Source organism: Paenibacillus sp. FSL H8-0548, assembly GCF_038630985.1.
Lineage (GTDB): Bacteria > Bacillota > Bacilli > Paenibacillales > Paenibacillaceae > Pristimantibacillus.
Window position 1 is genome coordinate 3,490,014 of record NZ_CP152049.1, and the last position, 19,284, is coordinate 3,509,297.

General features: G+C 44.2%; 17 protein-coding genes. All 17 read left to right on the forward strand.

Going from position 1 to position 19,284, the window contains the following annotated elements; genetic code table 11:
- Window positions 1-29: 29 nt before the first annotated feature.
- The 17 genes from MHI37_RS14710 (at window position 30) to infB (ending at window position 19,277) form a co-directional block, all read left to right on the forward strand.
- Entirely contained in the window at window positions 30-599 is a 570-nt protein-coding gene (locus tag MHI37_RS14710; RefSeq protein WP_076336074.1) for a hypothetical protein, read from the forward strand.
- Entirely contained in the window at window positions 592-1,143 is a 552-nt protein-coding gene (locus MHI37_RS14715; RefSeq protein ID WP_076336073.1) for a hypothetical protein, read from the forward strand. The genes MHI37_RS14710 and MHI37_RS14715 overlap by 8 nt, the downstream gene beginning before the upstream one ends.
- A 185-nt stretch (window positions 1,144-1,328) precedes the next feature.
- On the forward strand, window positions 1,329-2,027 hold the full coding sequence (rpsB, locus tag MHI37_RS14720; RefSeq protein ID WP_076336072.1) for a 30S ribosomal protein S2: 699 nt from the start codon (window positions 1,329-1,331) through the stop codon (window positions 2,025-2,027).
- Window positions 2,028-2,188: 161 nt separating this feature from the next.
- Complete coding sequence (tsf, locus tag MHI37_RS14725; protein WP_076336071.1) at window positions 2,189-2,839, forward strand: translation elongation factor Ts; 651 nt, start codon at window positions 2,189-2,191, stop codon at window positions 2,837-2,839.
- 103 nt (window positions 2,840-2,942) lie between these two features.
- On the forward strand, window positions 2,943-3,671 hold the full coding sequence (gene pyrH, locus MHI37_RS14730) for a UMP kinase (RefSeq protein ID WP_076336070.1): 729 nt from the start codon (window positions 2,943-2,945) through the stop codon (window positions 3,669-3,671).
- The gene (gene frr, locus MHI37_RS14735; RefSeq protein ID WP_076336069.1) at window positions 3,671-4,225 is read left to right on the forward strand and encodes a ribosome recycling factor; all 555 of its coding nucleotides are present in this window, start codon (window positions 3,671-3,673) and stop codon (window positions 4,223-4,225) included. The genes pyrH and frr overlap by 1 nt, the downstream gene beginning before the upstream one ends.
- A 61-nt stretch (window positions 4,226-4,286) precedes the next feature.
- Window positions 4,287-5,051 (forward strand): isoprenyl transferase, encoded by a 765-nt coding sequence (locus MHI37_RS14740; RefSeq protein WP_076336068.1) that lies wholly within the window; start codon window positions 4,287-4,289, stop codon window positions 5,049-5,051.
- Between the two features lie 27 nt (window positions 5,052-5,078).
- A complete protein-coding gene (locus MHI37_RS14745; protein ID WP_076336067.1) occupies window positions 5,079-5,873 on the forward strand; it encodes a phosphatidate cytidylyltransferase in 795 nt (264 codons plus the stop codon).
- A gap of 17 nt (window positions 5,874-5,890) precedes the next feature.
- Window positions 5,891-7,030, forward strand: coding sequence for a 1-deoxy-D-xylulose-5-phosphate reductoisomerase (locus MHI37_RS14750; RefSeq protein ID WP_076336066.1), 1,140 nt, complete (start codon window positions 5,891-5,893; stop codon window positions 7,028-7,030).
- Between the two features lie 88 nt (window positions 7,031-7,118).
- The gene (gene rseP / locus MHI37_RS14755; protein ID WP_076336065.1) at window positions 7,119-8,393 is read left to right on the forward strand and encodes an RIP metalloprotease RseP; all 1,275 of its coding nucleotides are present in this window, start codon (window positions 7,119-7,121) and stop codon (window positions 8,391-8,393) included.
- Between the two features lie 10 nt (window positions 8,394-8,403).
- Complete coding sequence (gene proS / locus MHI37_RS14760) at window positions 8,404-9,852, forward strand: proline--tRNA ligase (protein ID WP_076336064.1); 1,449 nt, start codon at window positions 8,404-8,406, stop codon at window positions 9,850-9,852.
- Between the two features lie 42 nt (window positions 9,853-9,894).
- Window positions 9,895-14,202, forward strand: a complete 4,308-nt coding sequence (locus MHI37_RS14765; protein WP_076336063.1) for a PolC-type DNA polymerase III — start codon at window positions 9,895-9,897, stop codon at window positions 14,200-14,202.
- A 169-nt stretch (window positions 14,203-14,371) separates the two neighbouring features.
- Window positions 14,372-14,833 (forward strand): ribosome maturation factor RimP, encoded by a 462-nt coding sequence (gene rimP, locus MHI37_RS14770; protein ID WP_076336062.1) that lies wholly within the window; start codon window positions 14,372-14,374, stop codon window positions 14,831-14,833.
- A 37-nt stretch (window positions 14,834-14,870) separates the two neighbouring features.
- Window positions 14,871-15,968 carry a transcription termination factor NusA gene (gene nusA, locus MHI37_RS14775; RefSeq protein ID WP_076336061.1) on the forward strand — a complete coding sequence of 366 codons (1,098 nt, stop codon included), beginning with the start codon at window positions 14,871-14,873 and terminating at the stop codon, window positions 15,966-15,968.
- Between the two features lie 52 nt (window positions 15,969-16,020).
- Window positions 16,021-16,335: a YlxR family protein gene (locus tag MHI37_RS14780; protein ID WP_076336060.1), complete on the forward strand. Its 315-nt coding sequence runs from the start codon at window positions 16,021-16,023 to the stop codon at window positions 16,333-16,335.
- A complete protein-coding gene (locus MHI37_RS14785) occupies window positions 16,322-16,654 on the forward strand; it encodes a ribosomal L7Ae/L30e/S12e/Gadd45 family protein (protein WP_076336059.1) in 333 nt (110 codons plus the stop codon). The genes MHI37_RS14780 and MHI37_RS14785 overlap by 14 nt, the downstream gene beginning before the upstream one ends.
- Window positions 16,644-19,277, forward strand: a complete 2,634-nt coding sequence (infB, locus tag MHI37_RS14790; RefSeq protein WP_076336058.1) for a translation initiation factor IF-2 — start codon at window positions 16,644-16,646, stop codon at window positions 19,275-19,277. Before MHI37_RS14785 ends, infB begins: the two co-directional genes overlap by 11 nt.
- Window positions 19,278-19,284: the final 7 nt, after the last annotated feature.

A 19,284-nucleotide genomic window follows, 5' to 3' on the forward strand; every position in this document is an offset into this window, starting at 1 on the left:
CAATAAGTTAGAAAGGCAGGTTATAAACGATGCAACCATACTTGCAATATATTGTTTTACTTGGCGCGGTTGTCATTGTTGGCGCCTTTGTAATGCCTAGGAAAAAACAAGATTCGGCACTGCCTCCTCAATCGATGCAAAATATGGAAACTGCTTTGGAGCAATTTATGGAAAATATGGAGAAGGATAATGAGGAGCTCGTGCTGCTCGTCAGAAAAGCACAGCAAGAAACAAAAATCGATGCACAGCAAAAAGAGCAGCGAATTTTAGAGCTTGAGAGGACGTGTGAGCAATTGACTGTCAAGCTGCAGGAATCACGTACAACAACTGCAATAACGAATCCGCAGACAGCTTCATTTCTCCAAACTTCGTCTGCGAGCATCCTCAAGAGTGAACCTACTGTTAGCGAAGAAACAGAAGATCAGCAGCCCGAAGAGACTTTGCGAACAGATACGATACAAGCTCGGTACTCTGATCTGTTTCTTTTATATGAACAAGGAAAATCAATTGAGATGATATCAAAAAAGCTTGGAATGAACAAAGGTGAGGTCCAGCTTATTATTCAGCTTGCCAAGCAAGAGGTCGCTGCCCATGCTTAGAAACCGTTCATTTCTAATAGGTTTAGGGACAGGAATTATCATTGGGGCACTCTTGTTTCAATTAATGCTCTCTGGTGAGCAAAGCAGAGAAAGATTAGGCCTCATTGGGAAGGAGACAGAGGAGACGTTGTATACGTCTGACGAAGTAGAGAGCATGCTCCAAGCTGAGCGAGCTTTAATTCAAAAAGAGCAGGAAAAGCAGCCAGTTGAAGAAACCAATTCTCCAATAGCTACTCCTCAAGCTGAGGTAAGTCAAACAGCTGAGCCAACAGAAGCGTTGCAAACGGAAAAACCTGTTATTGAACATGTCATCCGTATCGAAGTCGGCTCGGGTCTAGCGAAAACGGCAAAGCTGCTTGCGAATGATCGTGTTATTGATGATGAAGCAGGGTTTGTAAAACAAATGAAAAAATCGGCAAAGGTTGTGCGTGCCGGTTATTTTTTGTTTCATGAAAATAGCACTGTGGAAGAAGTAATTGCAGTAGTTACAGGCCAACCGTTAACGCAAGCAGAAGCGGAATTAATTATTTCTAATAAAAAATGAAATTAATTGGACTTTTATAAATGCATTGTTGCACGTGATATGTATTTATGGTATATTAATACACGGTGTTAAAAACGCACGCAGGTCAATTTTGTCAAACGGTGCTTCCGCCTGGCGGGAGTTTTGGCGAAAGATGCGACTAGCGGAGGAGCACTAAAAAACCATTATTAGGAGGTGTTGAAGAAATGGCGGTTATTTCCATGAAACAGCTACTAGAAGCTGGGGTACACTTCGGTCATCAGACTCGTCGTTGGAACCCGAAGATGGATCGTTATATCTTCACTGAAAGAAACGGTATTTACATTATTGATTTGCAAAAAACGGTTAAAAAAGTTGACGAAGCGTACAACTTTGTTAAATCGATCGCTGCAGACGGCGGCACTATGCTGTTCGTAGGTACGAAAAAACAAGCTCAAGATTCCGTGAAAGAAGAAGCAGAGCGTTGCGGCAACTTCTACATCAACCAACGTTGGTTGGGTGGAACTTTGACTAACTTCCAAACGATTCAAAAACGTATCGAGCGTTTGAAACAACTTGAAAAATGGTCTGAGGATGGCACTTTCGAGGTTCTACCTAAGAAAGAAGTTATCATTCTTAACAAAGAAAAAGACCGTTTGGAAAAATTCCTTGGCGGTATTAAAGGAATGAAAGGTTTGCCAAGCGCGTTGTTCATTATTGATCCACGCAAAGAGCGTATTGCTGTTGCAGAAGCTCGTAAACTTGGTATCCCAATCGTTGGTATCGTTGATACTAACTGTGATCCAGACGAAATCGACTACGTAATCCCTGGTAACGATGATGCAATTCGTGCTGTTAAGTTGCTGACCTCGAAAATGGCTGATGCAATTGTTGAAGCTAATCAAGGCGAACAAACAACAGCTTAATTTAAAGACTTTAATTAGTCAACAAAGGGTGGTCAGATGGTGATAAACCTCTCACTGCCCTTTTTTTGAATGTAAATCACTAAAAATAGATACTTATAACAAAACACAATTTTATAGTTGCGGAGCGACAGGTTTCCGTACAAATTATAGGAGGGTTTACAATGGCAGTTAGTGCTAGCGCAGTAAAAGAGCTACGTGAAAGAACAGGAGCAGGGATGCTTGATTGCAAGAAAGCTTTGGACGAAACAAACAACGATGTTGACAAAGCGATCGCTTTGCTTCGTGAAAAAGGTTTGGCAGCAGCAGCAAATAAAGCTGGTCGTATTGCAACTGAAGGTGTAGTTGAATCGTATATCCACGCAGGCGGTCGTATCGGCGTAATCGTAGAAGTTAACTGCGAAACTGATTTTGTTGCAAAAACGGATCAATTCCGTGATTTTGCAAGAGACGTTGCTATGCAAATCGCAGCAGCTAACCCTAAATTTGTTCGTCGTGAAGAAGTTTCAGCAGAAGAGATTGAAAAAGAACGCGAAATCTTGAAAGCTCAAGCACTTAACGAAGGCAAACCTGAAAAAATCGTTGAAAAAATGGTTGAAGGCCGTATTTCCAAATATTACGAGGAATTTTGTTTGCTAGAGCAGTCTTTCATCAAAGACCCAGACAAAACAATCGCGACTTTGCTTAATGAGAAAATCAACAAAATTGGTGAAAACATTTCCATCCGTCGCTTTGTTCGTTATGAGCTTGGTGAAGGTCTAGAGAAAAAAGTAGACAACTTTGTTGAAGAAGTAATGGCTCAAGTAAAAAAATAATCCGAACGCACAGGCGGGGCGGGGCGTCCGCCCCGCCTGCTTGTATGAATAGAACATATTTGAAGGACCTCATCTACTGAGGTGCATGATGGAGGTATTAACGTTGGAGCATCCTGTGTACAAACGTATAGTCTTGAAGGTTAGCGGTGAATCATTGTCTGGGCAAGAAGGTTATGGCATAGAAGCTACTGTCATATCTTCTATAGCAGAGCAAGTGAAGGAAGTCGTTGCACTTGGTATAGAAGTAGCTATTGTCGTCGGCGGAGGCAACATTTGGCGCGGAATTGCAGGTTCTGCAAAAGGTATTGACCGTGCTACTGCTGATTATATGGGAATGCTTGCTACTCTTATGAACTCGCTAGCACTTCAAGATGCGCTGGAACAAATCGATGTACCAACTCGCGTACAAACGTCGATCGCAATGCAGCAAATTGCTGAACCGTACATTAGACGACGTGCTATTCGTCATTTGGAAAAAGGACGTGTCGTCATTTTTGCAGCGGGTACCGGCAATCCGTTCTTCTCCACAGATACGACTGCGGCGCTTCGCGCTGCTGAGATTGAAGCGGAAGTTATTTTGATGGCTAAGAACAAAGTGGACGGCGTATACTCCGCAGATCCATTTAAAGATGAAACAGCTCAAAAATTTGAGGAGCTTACATACCTCGATATGCTAAACCGTAATTTAGGTGTTATGGATTCAACTGCAGCCTCACTTTGCATGGACAACAATATTCCTCTGATCGTATTTGCGATTACAGAGAAAGGGAATATTAAACGTGTCGTACTGGGTGAGAAAATCGGAACGATAGTGAGAGGAAGTGCGAAATAATGCCACAAGAAATCAAAAAAAATGCCGAAGAACGTATGGAAAAAGCGATTTCTGCACTAAAACGTGATTTATCCTCGTTGCGCGCTGGTAAAGCTAATCCTTCGTTACTAGATCGCATTCAAGTTGAATATTATGGGGCTATGACGCCTGTTAATCAATTAGCTAACATTAATACACCTGACTCACGTACATTGTTTATTCAACCGTGGGACAAAACGTCAATCTCTGCAATTGAGAAGGCGATCATGAAATCGGATCTTGGTCTAACACCGTCTAACGATGGAACGGCGATTCGTATTTCTATTCCTCCGCTTACGGAAGAGCGTCGTGCTGACCTTGTGAAAATGTCGAAGAAATTCGGTGAAGAAGCAAAGGTAGCTATTCGCAATATTCGCCGTGATGCGAATGAGGGTGTTAAAAAACTCGAAAAAACATCGATTTCTGAAGATGAGTCACGTGGTCATCAGGAAGACATCCAAAAAGCAACAGATAAATTTATCGCTGCTGTCGATAAAGTGTTGGTTGATAAAGAAAAAGAAATTATGGAAGTATAATGATCTCTGGGCCCCTCCGATAGGTGGGGTTTGGTTTTGATTTCGGTTGGGAGGAAGTAAGATGATCGAGCGACTTTGGGCCAAACTAGGCAAATCGTCCTTACAGCCGACTGATTCTATGGCCTTAGAAAATGTGCCTGAGCACGTTGCCATTATTATGGACGGGAACGGTCGCTGGGCTAAAGATCGTGGATTGCCACGAATGGCAGGTCATCATTCCGGCATGAAAGCGGTCAAACGGATTACGATGGCAGCTGATCGGTTAGGCGTCAAATATTTGACGTTATACGCGTTTTCAACGGAAAACTGGAAAAGACCGAAAGCAGAAGTTGATTTTCTCATGAAGCTGCCACAGCAATTTCTTGAGATTGAATTAGAAGAGTTAATTGCAAACAATGTTCAAGTCCGTATGATGGGTCATAAAGAGGAATTGCCATCGTTCACCATTAGCGCTGTAGAAGAAGCAATCGTAAAGACGGCAAATAATACAGGACTCGTATTGAATTTTGCTTTGAATTATGGAAGTCGGATGGAAATGCTTGATGCTGTAAAAAATATCGCTGCCGAGGTACAACAGGGTCGCTTAGCCATTGATGATATAGATGATAAGGTTATGGCGGATCGATTACTGACAAGCGGAATGCCAGATCCGGATTTATTGATTCGGACAAGTGGTGAGCTGCGTTTAAGTAATTTCATGATGTGGCAGCTTGCATACAGTGAATTATGGTTTACGGATGTGTATTGGCCAGAGTTTACAGAAACGCATTTCCAAGAGGCGATACTGGAATATCAGCGCCGTGCACGACGGTATGGTGGATTGTAGCTTCAAGCAACGGAGTGTGACATTTCATTGAGACAAAGAATAATTACCGGAGTTATTGCAGGAGCGTTGTTCATCGGTCTAACGATAGTAGGAGGGTGGCTATTTACTACTCTTCTTGTATTGCTGGCTTTAATTGGCTTTACTGAATATGCGCGCATGAATAATGTAGCATGGTCGCATCCGTCCTCTTTGCTCGGGTATGTGGGTGTGCTGCTTTTTGTGCTTCCATGGTCAGAGTGGGGGATTGCAATACCATCGGCGCTCACTATTTTGTGGATGCTAGCTTTCTTATTGCTTGCTTTAACCGTAATTACAAAAAATAGAACGACAATTGACGGCGCCGCACTTATGTTGCTAGGCGCTTTATATGTTGGTTATGGCTTTGCAGCAATGGGCGAGGTTCGTCAAATTGAGCAGCATGGACTATTTTGGACTTCATTGGCTTTTGGCTGCATTTGGGCATCGGATATTGGTGCCTATTTTATGGGACGAGCTTTTGGGAAAACAAAGCTTTGGCCGTCTATTAGTCCTAACAAAACGATTGAGGGCGCTTTAGGAGGCGTTTTATTTTCCTTGATTGTGGCTGTTGTTTTTGCTTTGATTGTTCCTGAGAATATTGAATTGTCAAAAGCGTTGCTAGTTGGTTTGATAGCTGCGGTGGCAGGTCAATTCGGTGATCTGATCCAATCTGCTTATAAGCGAGTGCGAAATATAAAGGATACAGGCACTTTGTTACCGGGACACGGTGGCGTGCTTGACCGATGCGACAGCTGGCTAATTGTTTTCCCGCTGTTAGTACTGACAGAGCTGCTGCCCTTATAAATCAGGAGGGTTTTTGCATGAAAAAGATAAGTATCTTAGGCTCAACAGGTTCAATTGGAACACAAACGCTAGATATTATTTCCCATGATCCTGACCGTTATAAGGTTGTTGGACTATCTGCAGGATCAAATGTTGATTTGCTGATTGAGCAGGCGAAGCTTTTTAAGCCGGAGCTCGTTAGCATGGCATCCAAATCTGATGCTGAAGCCGTACAAGCCCATCTGCCGAGCAGTACAAAGGTTGTCTATGGGGAAGATGGTTTGATTGAAATAGCGGCTGGTACGGACGCTGACGTGGTTGTAACTGCAATCATGGGAAGCAGGGGCTTGCCAGCAACGCTAGCTGCAATCGAAGCAGGCAAAACCATTGGCTTAGCTAATAAAGAGACGCTCGTTACGGCAGGGCATATCGTAATGGAACGTGCGCGTCAGCGCGGTGTATCCATTTTACCTATTGATAGTGAGCATTCTGCCATATTCCAGTGTTTGAATGGTGAAAATAGAAAATCGATCAAGCAAATCACGTTGACCGCATCGGGCGGATCATTCCGTGATCGCTCTAGGGAGCAGCTCGAAGGCGTGACGGTTAATGAGGCACTTAATCATCCGAACTGGTCTATGGGTGCGAAAATAACGATTGATTCAGCCACGATGGTAAACAAAGGTCTTGAGGTTATTGAAGCAAGATGGCTGTTCGATGTTACATACGATCAAATAGATGTCATTATTCATCCGGAGAGCATCATTCATTCTTATGTGGAATTTACCGATCATAGTGTAATTGCGCAAATGGGACTGCCTGATATGCGCGTACCTATTCAGTACGCGCTATCTTATCCAGAGCGAAATGAAACGCCAACCAATAGACTAAATCTTGCGGAAATTGGCAAGCTGCATTTTCGAGAGATGGATTTTGCAAGATATCCCTGCTTGAAGCTCGCCTTCGAATGTGGACGTCTAGGCCATTCCGCGCCAGCTGTATTTAATGCGGCTAATGAGGTTGCTGTAGCACGATTTTTGAAAGGCGAGATTACATTTCTGGATATTGAGCGAGTACTAGAAACAGTGGTCGATCGACATGTTGTCATTGAAATCAATGATTTGCAAATGATTGCAGAAGTGGACGCTTGGGCACGCCAGCTGGCAGAATCCGTATAATATCGGTCAAATACCGGTTCTCTTGTATCGGACGGGAGAATAATGATAATCTATGTACAGGCCGTAATGAACAGGAGGCTTCAGCTTAATGCACATGATTCAAGTCGTCTTTTTGACTGTACTCGTCTTTTTCGTGATCGTATCGATCCATGAATGGGGTCATTACTTTTTCGCCAAGCGTGCGGGTATATTAGTTCGAGAATTTGCAATTGGTTTTGGGCCGAAGCTCATTTCGGTGAAACGCGGTGAGACTAGATACACGCTAAGATTAATACCTGCAGGTGGATTCGTGCGAATGGCAGGCGAGGACCCTGAAATCATCGATGTCCAACCAGGCCAAACCATAGCTGTCCGCCTGAAAGATAATCTAGTGACCAGGCTGTATTTGGATCGCCTTGATGAGCGCAGCTCTGTAGTTCGCGGTGAAATTGTCTCCATAGATCTTGAGAACAAGCTGTCTGTTACATTGGACATTGAAGGAGAGAACGAGAGCTTCTCCGTACATCCTACAGCGCTAATGATCTCTAGAGGCAAGGAAACACAAATCGCACCGCTGGATAGACAATTTGGCAGTAAAACGGTTGCGCAGCGTGCGCTTGCTATTTTTGCAGGACCTATGATGAACTTTGTTCTTGCTTTCGTTTTGTTTGCTGCGTATATTCAAATGGCTGGAATTCCTGTTGAGTCGCCAGATAAGCTTTTGGTAGGACAGATTTCAGAAAATATGCCTGCCTCGAAGGTTGATCTGAAAGAGGGCGACGTCATTGATACAGTCAATGGTGTCAAAATCGGAATTGATTTTGATAAAATGATTGAAATTATCGGCAAATCTCCGAATATACCTGTTACAATGGAAATTATTCGAGATGGCATAGCCAAACAGGTTGTGATCACTCCTGAACCGAATGAAGAGGGCGTAGGCAAGGTGGGCATTAGTGCAGCACTGCCAACGCGTTCCGCGACGTTTACAGAAACGTTTACAGGCTCAGCCAAGCTTATGAAAAATATGACGGTAAGTATTTTTGAAGGCTTTAAGATGCTTATTTTTGGTCAATTCAAGCTGGATGACTTAGGTGGTCCTGTACGTACTGCTGAAGTAACGAGTCAAATTGCGAAGCAGGGAATAGCCCAGCTTACGTCATGGACTGCTTTGCTCAGCTTATATTTAGGGATTTTCAATTTGCTGCCGATACCGGCGCTGGATGGCAGTCGACTAATTTTCCTTGGAATTGAAGCGATTCGCCGTCGTCCCATTGATCCGAACCGTGAGAGCATGGTGCATTTTGTGGGTTTTGCGCTTATTATGCTTTTAATGCTTGTAGTAACCTATAATGATATTCTACGATTGGTTAGAGGGGAGTAATTAGTCGCTCATGTCTAAAGATAAACAATTTGTTACTGAAATTACGCCGCAGGGCGAGGATTTCTCCAGATGGTATATTGATGTCATCAAAAAAGCAGAGCTCATGGATTATTCACCTGTCCGTGGCTGCATTGTGTTCCGTCCAGAAGGCTATGAGCTTTGGGAGAATATTCAGAAGGATCTAGATCGTCGTTTTAAAGAAACGGGTCATCGCAACGCTTATTTCCCGATTTTTATTCCTGAGAGCTTTTTTCAAAAGGAGAAAGAGCATGTTGAGGGCTTTAACCCTGAGCTGCCTTGGGTAACGGAGGCGGCAGGCGAGAAGCTCGAGGAGCGGCTTGCGATCCGTCCAACATCGGAGACGATGTTTGGTCATATGTACTCCAAATGGATTCAGTCCTATCGCGATCTTCCTTTGCTGATCAACCAATGGGCCAATGTGGTTCGCTGGGAGAAGCGGACGCTGCCATTCCTGCGTACTAGCGAATTTTTATGGCAGGAAGGCCATACCGCTCATGAGACAGAAGGGGAAGCACGTCAAGAGACGATGCAAATGCTGGATGTTTATACTCAGTTCTTAGAAGAGTTTCTTGCAATTCCGGTTATTAAAGGTGAAAAAACACCATCAGAACGGTTTGCGGGCGCTGTTGATACGTATTCGATCGAAGCTATGATGAAGGACGGGAAAGCCGTCCAAGCGGGTACTTCCCATTATCTTGGGACAAAATTTGCCGTTGCTTTCGATATCAAGTTTTTAGATCGTGAGAATACCCTTCAATTCGCACACACTACGTCATGGGGGGTAAGCACTAGACTTATCGGTGCCCTTGTCATGGTTCATGGCGATGATCGCGGACTGGTGCTGCCTCCGAAGGTTGCTCCAACTCAAGTGATTATGATTCCAATCGGTCCTGCAAAAATGCGTGAGCAAGTAGTTGGACGTGTAGACGAGCTGTATGCTGAGCTTAAAAAAGCTGGCGTGCGGGTTCGTGTAGATGATCGTGCTGATATTACCCCGGGCTGGAAATTTAATGAGTATGAAATGCGCGGTGTTCCACTTCGCCTAGAGCTTGGTCCACGTGATATGGAAAATGGACAAGTTGTACTCGTTTCAAGGGTTACAGGGGAAAAACGTATTGTTCAGCAAGCAAATCTTGTTGCTGAGATAGAGGCAATGCTTGAAGAAACACATCTTGAGATGTTTAATCGCGCCAAGCAATTCCGCGCGGATAACTCGCGCACTGTAGATACATTAGATGAAATGAAGAGTTTTCTTGAAGAACAGCGCGGCTTCGTAGAAGCTGGCTGGTGTGGATCAGCTGCTTGTGAGAAGCAGGTGAAGGAAGAAACTGGCGCAACAAGCCGGAATATACCTTTTGAGCCGTCCGTTCATAAGGAAACTTGCCTTGTATGCGGCGATTCAGCTAAGCATACTGTAGTTTTTGCACGAGCTTATTAAGGACTGAAGCTAGTTCGGTTCGGATCTTAAGGAGTGGGTTTTATGAGCCAAACCACAGAAAAACGGCAGCGCTTTGAGATGCTTTTACAGCAGGCAGGGCTGCCGCAGGAACTTATACAAACTTATTTTCAGGATGGATATATTGATCAAGTCATCGTCAGCAACAGTAATCGAGAATGGACGTTTTGCATCCGCAAAACGTCCATGGTTCCTTTAAAGGCCTATAACGGTCTCGTTCAAGCGGCGCGTTTGAAATTCGAGCATATTGCTGCAGTCGATTTTCAGTTTATTTATGATGAGGTCATTGAGACGGAATCTATTATTTTGCAATATTGGCTCTTATTCGTGGAACAGGCTCAGCGTGAGAATGCTTCTGTAAACGGTTGGCTGCAAAAAGCAACCATTGCCGTAGAAGGTGACGTACTGACGTTGTCGCTGCTTGACAATACAGGACTTGAGCTTGCGCGCAAAAAACGTCTGGATGACGATATTATTCGTTTTTACAACAATAGCTTCCAACGCGTATTTAAAGTCAAAATGATCGTCAGTGAATCTCGTCAAGAAATTTTAGATGAGTATGCCCTTCGAATCGTTCAAGAAGAACGTGAATATGTGCAGGAGCTGATGGCGAGTTCACAGTCCGAGTCAGACCTTGTGGATGAGGCTGAAATTAGACTTGCAGTTGGCTATGATATTCGTGAAGAGCCAGTACCTTTGATGAACATCATTGAAGAAGAAAAGAAGATCACTGTGCAGGGAGCGGTGTTCGGTCTTGATATGAAAGAGCTGCGCAACGGAAGTACGCTGTTTACGTTCAACGTGACCGACTTTTCTGATTCTATTGCAATGAAGATGTTTGCCAAGACGAAGGACGATGTGAAAATATTAAACCAGCTCGCTAATGGCAAATGGGTTAAAGCTCGAGGTCGGATTGAATATGACCGCTTTATGCAGGAGCCTGAGCTTGTTATGATGCCGAATGATTTGCATGAAGTGAAATCTCCTCCAGATCGTATGGATAAAGCAGAGGAGAAACGTGTCGAGTTTCATCTTCATACAACGATGAGTGCTATGGACGCGGTAACGTCGATAGATACGTACGTCAAGACTGCTGCAAGATGGGGACATAAAGCGATAGCTGTAACTGATCACAGCAATATTCAATGTTATCCTGATGCAAATAAAGCAGCTAAGAAGCATGGAGTGAAAGTTCTCTTCGGCGTCGAGGCTAATATCGTTAATGATGCCATTCCTATGGTATTGAACTCCAGATCTGAGCCGCTCGCTACTACAACGTATATCGTATTTGATATTGAGACCACGGGCTTGTCGGTAATCAACAATAAAATTATAGAGCTTGCAGGCGTTAAAATGCGCGATGGAAAAGAAATTGATCGTTTTTCAACGCTTATTGATCCGCATGAGAAAATTCCTTACCACATCCAACAGCTGACGAACATTAATGATGATATGGTAAAAGGACAGCCAGACATAGAGCCTAAGCTGCGAGAGTTTATCGAATTTATAGGTGATGATATCCTTGTCGCTCATAATGCCAGATTTGATATTGGCTTTATTCAGGCCAATTGTAAAGCTTTTGGCATGCCTGAGGTCAAAAACCCTGTTCTTGATACACTAGAGCTTGGCAGATTTATTTTTCCAACACTCAAAAACCACCGCTTGAATACGTTAGCTGATAAATATAAGGTTAGCCTTGAGAACCATCACCGTGCAGTAGATGATTCACTTGCTCTTGGCGGTATATTGTATGGCCTAATTGCTAGCGCAGCAGAGCGGAATATTACGAATTTGCATCAGCTTAATGACTATGTCGGTATCGACTTATCTAATTCGCGCCCGTTTCATAGTAATGTCTATGCTTTAAATGCCGTTGGCAAAAAAAATCTATTTAAGCTTATCTCACTTTCACACACCGAGCATTTTAAGCGCGTGCCTACCATGCCAAAGAGTAAGCTGGTAGCGTTGCGAGAAGGTCTTCTTATTATATCCGGCTGCGAGAAGGGTGAGTTCTTCGAGACGGTGCTGAATAAATCGTATGAGGAAGCGCTTGAGGTTGGCAGATTCTATGATGTCCTCGAGATTCAACCGATTGATTTCTATATGCATTTAGTTGAGAAGGGGCTAGTGGGCAGTCGGGCTGAGATTGAGCAAGCGCATCGCCGGATCTGTCAAATCGGTGATGAGCTGGGCAAGCCGGTCATTGCAACAGGCAACGTACATTACTTGAACCCGCGCGACAAAATATATCGTGATATTACGATTCTCGGGATTACTGGTTTTAGCCCGCTCAAAAGTATTCGCAAACCGGATGCTCACTTCCGAACAACGGAAGAAATGCTCGAGGAATTTGCATTTCTTGGCGAGGCAAAAGCACGTGAGGTCGTAATAACCAATACGGTTGAGCTTGCAGATCGATTTGAGCCGTACGATATGTTCCCTACAGGATTGTTCGCTCCAAACATTGAAGGGGCCGACGAGGAAATTCGCAATACCTGCTACGATACGGCAAAGTCAATGTATGGCGATGAATTGCCGCAGGTGGTCATTGACAGACTTGAAAAAGAGCTCATTCCAATTATTAAATTTAAGTTTTCTGCCAACTACTTGATTTCCGAAAAACTTGTAAAAAAATCGAATGCAGATGGTTACTTGGTTGGTTCCAGGGGGTCTGTAGGCTCTTCGGTAGTGGCTACGTTTCTAGGCATATCTGAGGTAAACCCGCTGCCGGCACATTATTTATGCAAAGATTTTGACTGTCGTTATAGCGAATGGTTCTTAGACGGAAGCGTACCAAGTGGATTTGACTTGCCTGATAAGGCATGTCCAAAATGCGGAAAGCCGATGAAGGGCGAGGGGCAGGATATACCGTTTGAAACTTTCCTAGGTTTTAAGGGGGATAAGGTTCCCGATATCGATCTTAACTTTTCGGGTGACTATCAGCCAATAGCCCATAATTTCACAAAAATAATGTTTGGCGAGAAAAGCGTGTTTAGAGCTGGAACAATCGGTACAGTAGCAGAGAAAACAGCTTACGGCTTCACTAAGAAATACGAGGAAGAGCATAGCAAAAAATGGCGTGGCGCTGAGCTTGCTAGACTAGCGAGCGGTTGTACCGGAGTGAAGAGAAGCACAGGACAGCATCCCGGCGGCATCGTCGTAGTACCTGATTACATCGAGGTAGAGGATATAACACCTGTTCAATTTCCAGCCGATGATGTGAATGCGGAATGGAAAACGACGCATTTCGATTATCATGCCTTCGATGAAAACTTGCTTAAGCTCGATATTCTAGGACATGATGATCCAACGATGATGCGGATGCTGCAGGATTTGACTGGTGTAGATCCTACTTCCATTCCAATGAATGATCCAAAGGTTATGAGTATGTTTAACTCTACAAAGGCGCTGAACATACCTGGTGAGCAAATTCGTTCTTCCGTAGCGACTTACGGTGTCCCTGAGATGGGTACAAAGTTTGTTAGACAGATGCTGCAGGAAACTCAGCCATCCTCTTTTGCCGATTTATTGCAAATTTCCGGATTGTCTCATGGGACGGGAGTTTGGCTTGGGAATGCACAGGAGCTCATTAAGAAAGGTACCTGCAACATCAAGACAGTAATCGGCTGTAGGGATGATATTATGCTATTCTTGATTTATAAAGCAGGGATGGACGCCAGTCTTGCGTTTAAAATTACGGAAAGCGTACGTAAAGGGAAGGGCTTGACGCCGGAATGGATCGAGGAAATGAAGCGCTGCAAGGTGCCTCAGTGGTATATCGATTCTTGTTTGCGGATCGAGTATATGTTCCCGAAAGCTCATGCTGCCGCCTACGTTATCTCGGCTGTTCGAACTGCTTATTTCAAGCTCTATCATCCAATAGAATATTACGCGACATATTTTACAGTTAGGGCAGACGATTTTGATTTGGAGCTGCTTTGCCAAGGGTATGATGCGATTCTTCGAAAGCTGATCGAAATCGAAGCGAAAGGCTTTAATGCGCTTCCTAAAGAGAAAAACATGGTCTCTCAGCTGGAAATGTCGCTTGAAATGACGGCACGAGGCTTCTCCTTCAAGCCCATTGATCTCTACCGCTCAGACGCTATAAAATTTTTAGTCGATGGTGATTCGCTGATTCCTCCATTTGCTGCGATCGCAGGTATTGGCGACAATGCTGCACGCAATATTGCGGCATCACGAGATGACGGTGAATACTTATCGATCGAGGATTTCCAGATGAAATCGAAAGCGTCCAAGACGATTGTTGAGGTACTTAATGGTATGGGATGCTTCCGAGGTTTGCCTGAATCCAATCAGCTTTCCCTGTTCTGACAAGAGGTCATATAGAAAACATTTCTTGTCACTATAGTGCGGTTATGTTATAATTTTTGTGGCAATGATGATTATAAAGACTTTGATGCAGAAGAGTGGGGAAACCCACTCTTTACGTTTTGTAAACGGCAAAATGGCATAGTGCGTATAAACAGGAGGTCAACTGAATTTGAGTATTTCCAAAATCAAAGCTGCCGTACAGGAAATGGCGCTGCCATTTCTAAGCAGTAATGGATTTGAACTGGTTGATATTGAGTATGTCAAAGAAGGAAGCAATTATTTCCTTCGCATATTTGTTGATAAAGAAGGCGGCATCGACATTGATGATTGCGGACGTATCAGCGAATTTATGAGTGAGCAATTGGATGCGAATGATCCAGTAACAGATGTTTATTTTCTTGAGGTATCTTCGCCAGGGGCGGAAAGACCGCTTAAGAATGAAGCTGATGTAAGTAAAGCTATCGGTAAACACGTTTACATAACGACATATGAACCGATTAGCGGCGCTAAAGAATTTGAGGGGCTGCTACTTTCATTTGACGGGGAAACAGCGGTTGTACGTACTGTAAAGAAAGAGTACAGCATTCCATATGTCAAGGTAGCAAGCGCTAGGCTCGCTATCGTTTTCTAATATTCGTTTTTATATTGAAAGGGGGAAACTCAGTCCAATGAGTATGGATTTTATTGAAGCACTGCAGGAAATAGAAAGAGATAAAGGGATTACTAAAGATGTACTCCTGGAAGCCATTGAGGCAGCGCTTATCTCCAGCTACAAAAGAAATTTTAACACCGCTCAAAACGTACGCGTAGATATTAATCGTCACACTGGCGTTATTAAAGTTTATGCTCGTAAAACTGTCGTTGATGAGGTTCTCGATCCACGGCTTGAAATTACGGTAGAGGCTTCGCGTGAAATCAATCCGCATTATCAGCTTGACGATATTGCCGACATTGAAGTAACTCCGCGTGATTTTGGCCGTATCGCTGCTCAAACAGCGAAGCAAGTTGTAACTCAGCGTATTCGTGAGGCAGAGCGCGGACTGATCTATAACGCATTTATCGATAAGGAAGAAGATATCGTCAACGGTATCGTACAGCGTCAGGATGTTCGCAACCTGTTCGTCGACCTTGGCAAGGTTGAAGCGGTACTGCCTTTGACGGAGCTTATGCCAACCGATAAATTCAAACATGGCGACCGTGTTAAGGCTTATATTACAAAGGTTGAGAATACGACTAAGGGTCCTCAAATCATTTTATCCCGTACACATCCTGGCCTCTTAAAACGTCTTTTCGAGCTCGAAGTACCTGAGATTTATGATGGTGTCGTTGAGATTCGCTCGGTGGCCCGTGAAGCTGGCTTCCGTTCGAAAATCGCTGTTCACTCTCGTAATTCAGAGGTTGATCCAGTCGGATCTTGTGTAGGGCAAAAGGGTTTGCGCGTTCAGACGATCGTAAACGAGCTAAAGGGCGAGAAAATCGATATCGTTCGTTGGTCTGAAAGCGTGGACGAATATGTTGCGAATGCACTCAGCCCGTCAAAGGTGCTAGAGGTTATCGTATTCGAACAAGAGAAAATGGCAAGAGTTATCGTTCCAGATTACCAGCTTTCGCTTGCAATTGGCATTAAAGGCCAAAACGCAAGGCTTGCTGCTAAGCTTACAGGCTGGAAAATCGATATTAAAAGTGAAACGCAAGCAGAACAGGAGTATGGCCGTCCGAAATCGTTAACGACGGTTATGCATCAGGATTCCGTTTCAATCGATTAAGTAATGGTTGGACCGATAAGCGTCAATTCAGCTGGCAGAGGAGGGGTGTACAATGAGACCGAGAAAAGTACCGCTTCGCAAATGTGTCGCTTGTCAGGAGATGATGCCGAAGAAGGAACTGATTCGGATTGTGCGGACACCAGCCGAAGAGGTGCAGATTGACCTGACAGGCAAAAAAGCAGGCCGCGGAGCGTATTTATGCGGTAAAGTCAGTTGCTTTAAACTAGCGAAAAAATCTAAGGCGCTTGATCGAGCGCTTAAACAGCATGTCGGAGAGCATATTTACGATCAACTTGAACAGGATTTTGTAGCGGTAGAGGAGCAGTTTATCGCAAGCAAGGAGCTGATAAGCGATGAAGCAGAATAAAAGCTTATCGCAGCTTGGCATGGCAATGCGTGCGGGGAAGCTGATTACAGGGGATGAAATCGTCCTTAAGGCTGTAAGAAACAAAAAAGTGCATCTCGTTGTCATTGCAGGAGATGCTTCAGAAAATACGAAAAAAAAATTTCGTGACAAATGCAACACCTACGGAATACAACTCGCCGAAGCATTCGACCGTGAGCAACTAGGAAAGGCGATTGGTAAGCCCGATCGGGTTGTACTAGCGGTAACTGATGCGCAATTCGGAAAAATGATTGCGAGTCATCTGAGCCATAATACGGAGGTGGATCATATTGGACAATAAACAAGACAGCAAGGACAATAAGGATAAGCTGCGCGTTTACGAGTATGCCAAGTCACTGAATATGAGCAGCAAGGAAATTATTACGATTCTCAAACGACTTGATTTGCCAGTCAATAACCATATGAGCGTCATGGAAAATGAAATGGTGAAAAAGGTTGAAGGTTTTTTCCGTAATATTAAAGCGAATGCCGCAGCTAAACGGGCTCAGGAAACGACAACTGCGTCTGTATCCTCCGCACAATCTGCTGCAAGTCGGCCGCAATCGCAGCCACCGGCTCAACAGGAGCTTAAGCAACAGCCAGCAACAGAAAATAAAAATACGAATCAAGACAGACAGGGGCCTATGAATTCTATTAATACGAAACCACAAACCAAAGAGCAGTCCGAACAGCGACCAGCAGGACAGCAAACTAATCGTCCGGCGCAAACGTCCAGCAATAACCGTCCAGCACAAAGCAGTTCTAATTCAAGCCGTCCAAGTCAAGGACAAGGCGGACAAGGCAATCGTCCTGCGCAATCCAGCACAGGCTCAAGCCGTCCAAGTCAAGGGCAAGGCGGACAAAGCAATCGTCCGGCTTCATCAGGACCAAATCGTCCAGCACAAGGTGGACAAGGAAATTCACCAAGCCGTCCGAGCGCACCGCGTCAAGACGCTACTAGCCGTCCGGCTTCATCAGGTCAAAGTCGCTTTGACTCTAAGCCTGCACAAGGCCAAGCTCGCAGCAATGATAATAAAAATGCAAGACCTGGTCAAAAACGTTTTGAAGATGGTAAACCAGGCGGCTATAGAGGCAACAACAATCGTGGCGGACAAAAAGGCCGCGGCGGTAAATTCCAGCAGCAGCAGCCTCCACGTGAAAAAATTGATAACACACCTAAGAAAATTATCGTACGCGGTACGATGACTGTTGGGGAATTGGCTAAATTGCTTCATAAAGATGCATCTGAAGTTATTAAGAAGCTGATCTTCCTTGGTGTTATGGCTACAATCAACCAAGAAATCGACATGGATGCGATTCATCTGATCGCTACCGACTATGGTGTTGAGGTTGAAGTGAAGATTCCTGTTGAGGAAGATTCGTTTGAAACAGTTGAAGAAGCAGACGAAGAAACTGATTTGGTATCACGTCCGCCAGTAGTTACGATAATGGGTCACGTTGACCACGGTAAAACAACATTGCTTGATGCCATTCGTAAAACAAACGTAACAAGCGGAGAAGCAGGCGGAATTACGCAGCATATCGGAGCATATCAAGTTGAAATTAATAATAAGAAGATTACGTTCCTTGATACACCTGGTCACGAAGCGTTTACGCTAATGCGTGCTCGCGGAGCGCAGGTAACCGATATTACCATTATTGTCGTAGCAGCTGATGATGGCATTATGCCGCAAACGGTTGAAGCGATTAGCCATGCTAAAGCAGCAGGCGTTCCGATCATTGTAGCGGTTAACAAAATCGACAAGCCAGAAGCAAATATTGAGAAGATCAAACAAGAAATGACTGAATATGAACTAGTTCCGGAAGAGTGGGGCGGCGATACGATTTTCGTCGAGGTTTCTGCTAAACAAAGAATTGGTCTTGAAGGTTTGCTTGAGATGATTTTGCTCGTAGCTGAAGTTAATGATTATAAAGCTAATCCAAATAAACGCGCTCGTGCAACCGTAATTGAAGCCGAGCTTGATAAAGGTAAAGGCCCAGTTGCACGTATTCTTGTTCAGCATGGTACTTTGAAAATCGGAGATGCTTTCGTTGCCGGCAATTGCTTCGGTCGTATTAGAGCGATGGTTAACGATAAAGGCCGCCGCTTAAAAGAAGCAGGCCCATCTACTCCAATTGAAATTACTGGCTTAACTGAAGTACCGCAAGCGGGAGATCCGTTTATGGTATTTGAAGATGAGCGCAAGGCACGTGCGATTGCTGATCGTCGTTCCATTAAACAGCGCCAAACGGATATGGGTTCCAATACACGTGTTACGCTCGAAGATCTGTATAACCATATCAAAGATGGTGAAATTAAAGATCTGAATGTTATTATTAAATCAGACGTTCAGGGCGCAACAGAGGCACTTAAGGGTTCACTTGCAAAAATTGAGATCGAAGGCGTACGCGTTAAAATCATCCATAGCGGTGTTGGCGCAATTACAGAATCCGATATTATTTTGGCATCTGCTTCCAATGCAATTGTAATCGGCTTTAACGTTCGTCCTGATCCACAAGCAGAAGCTACTATCGCTCAAGAAAAAGTTGACGTTCGTATGCACCGCGTTATTTACAACGTAATCGATGAGATTGAGCAAGCGATGAAAGGGATGCTTGATCCGATCTACAAAGAGGTCGTTATCGGTCATGCTGAAGTTCGTAACGTATTTAAAGTTACGAAGGTTGGAGCAATTGCCGGCTGTATGATTACTTCTGGTAAAATCACTCGCAGCGCTGAAGCACGCTTAATTCGTGCAGGGATTGTTGTCTTCACTGGTAAAATCGAATCCCTTAAGCGTTTCAAGGATGATGCTAAAGAAGTTGCACAAGGCTATGAGTGCGGCATAACGCTTGATCGTTTCAATGATCTTCGTGAAGGCGATACAATTGAAGCATTTGTCATGGAAACAGTAGAGAGGTGAGTATAGC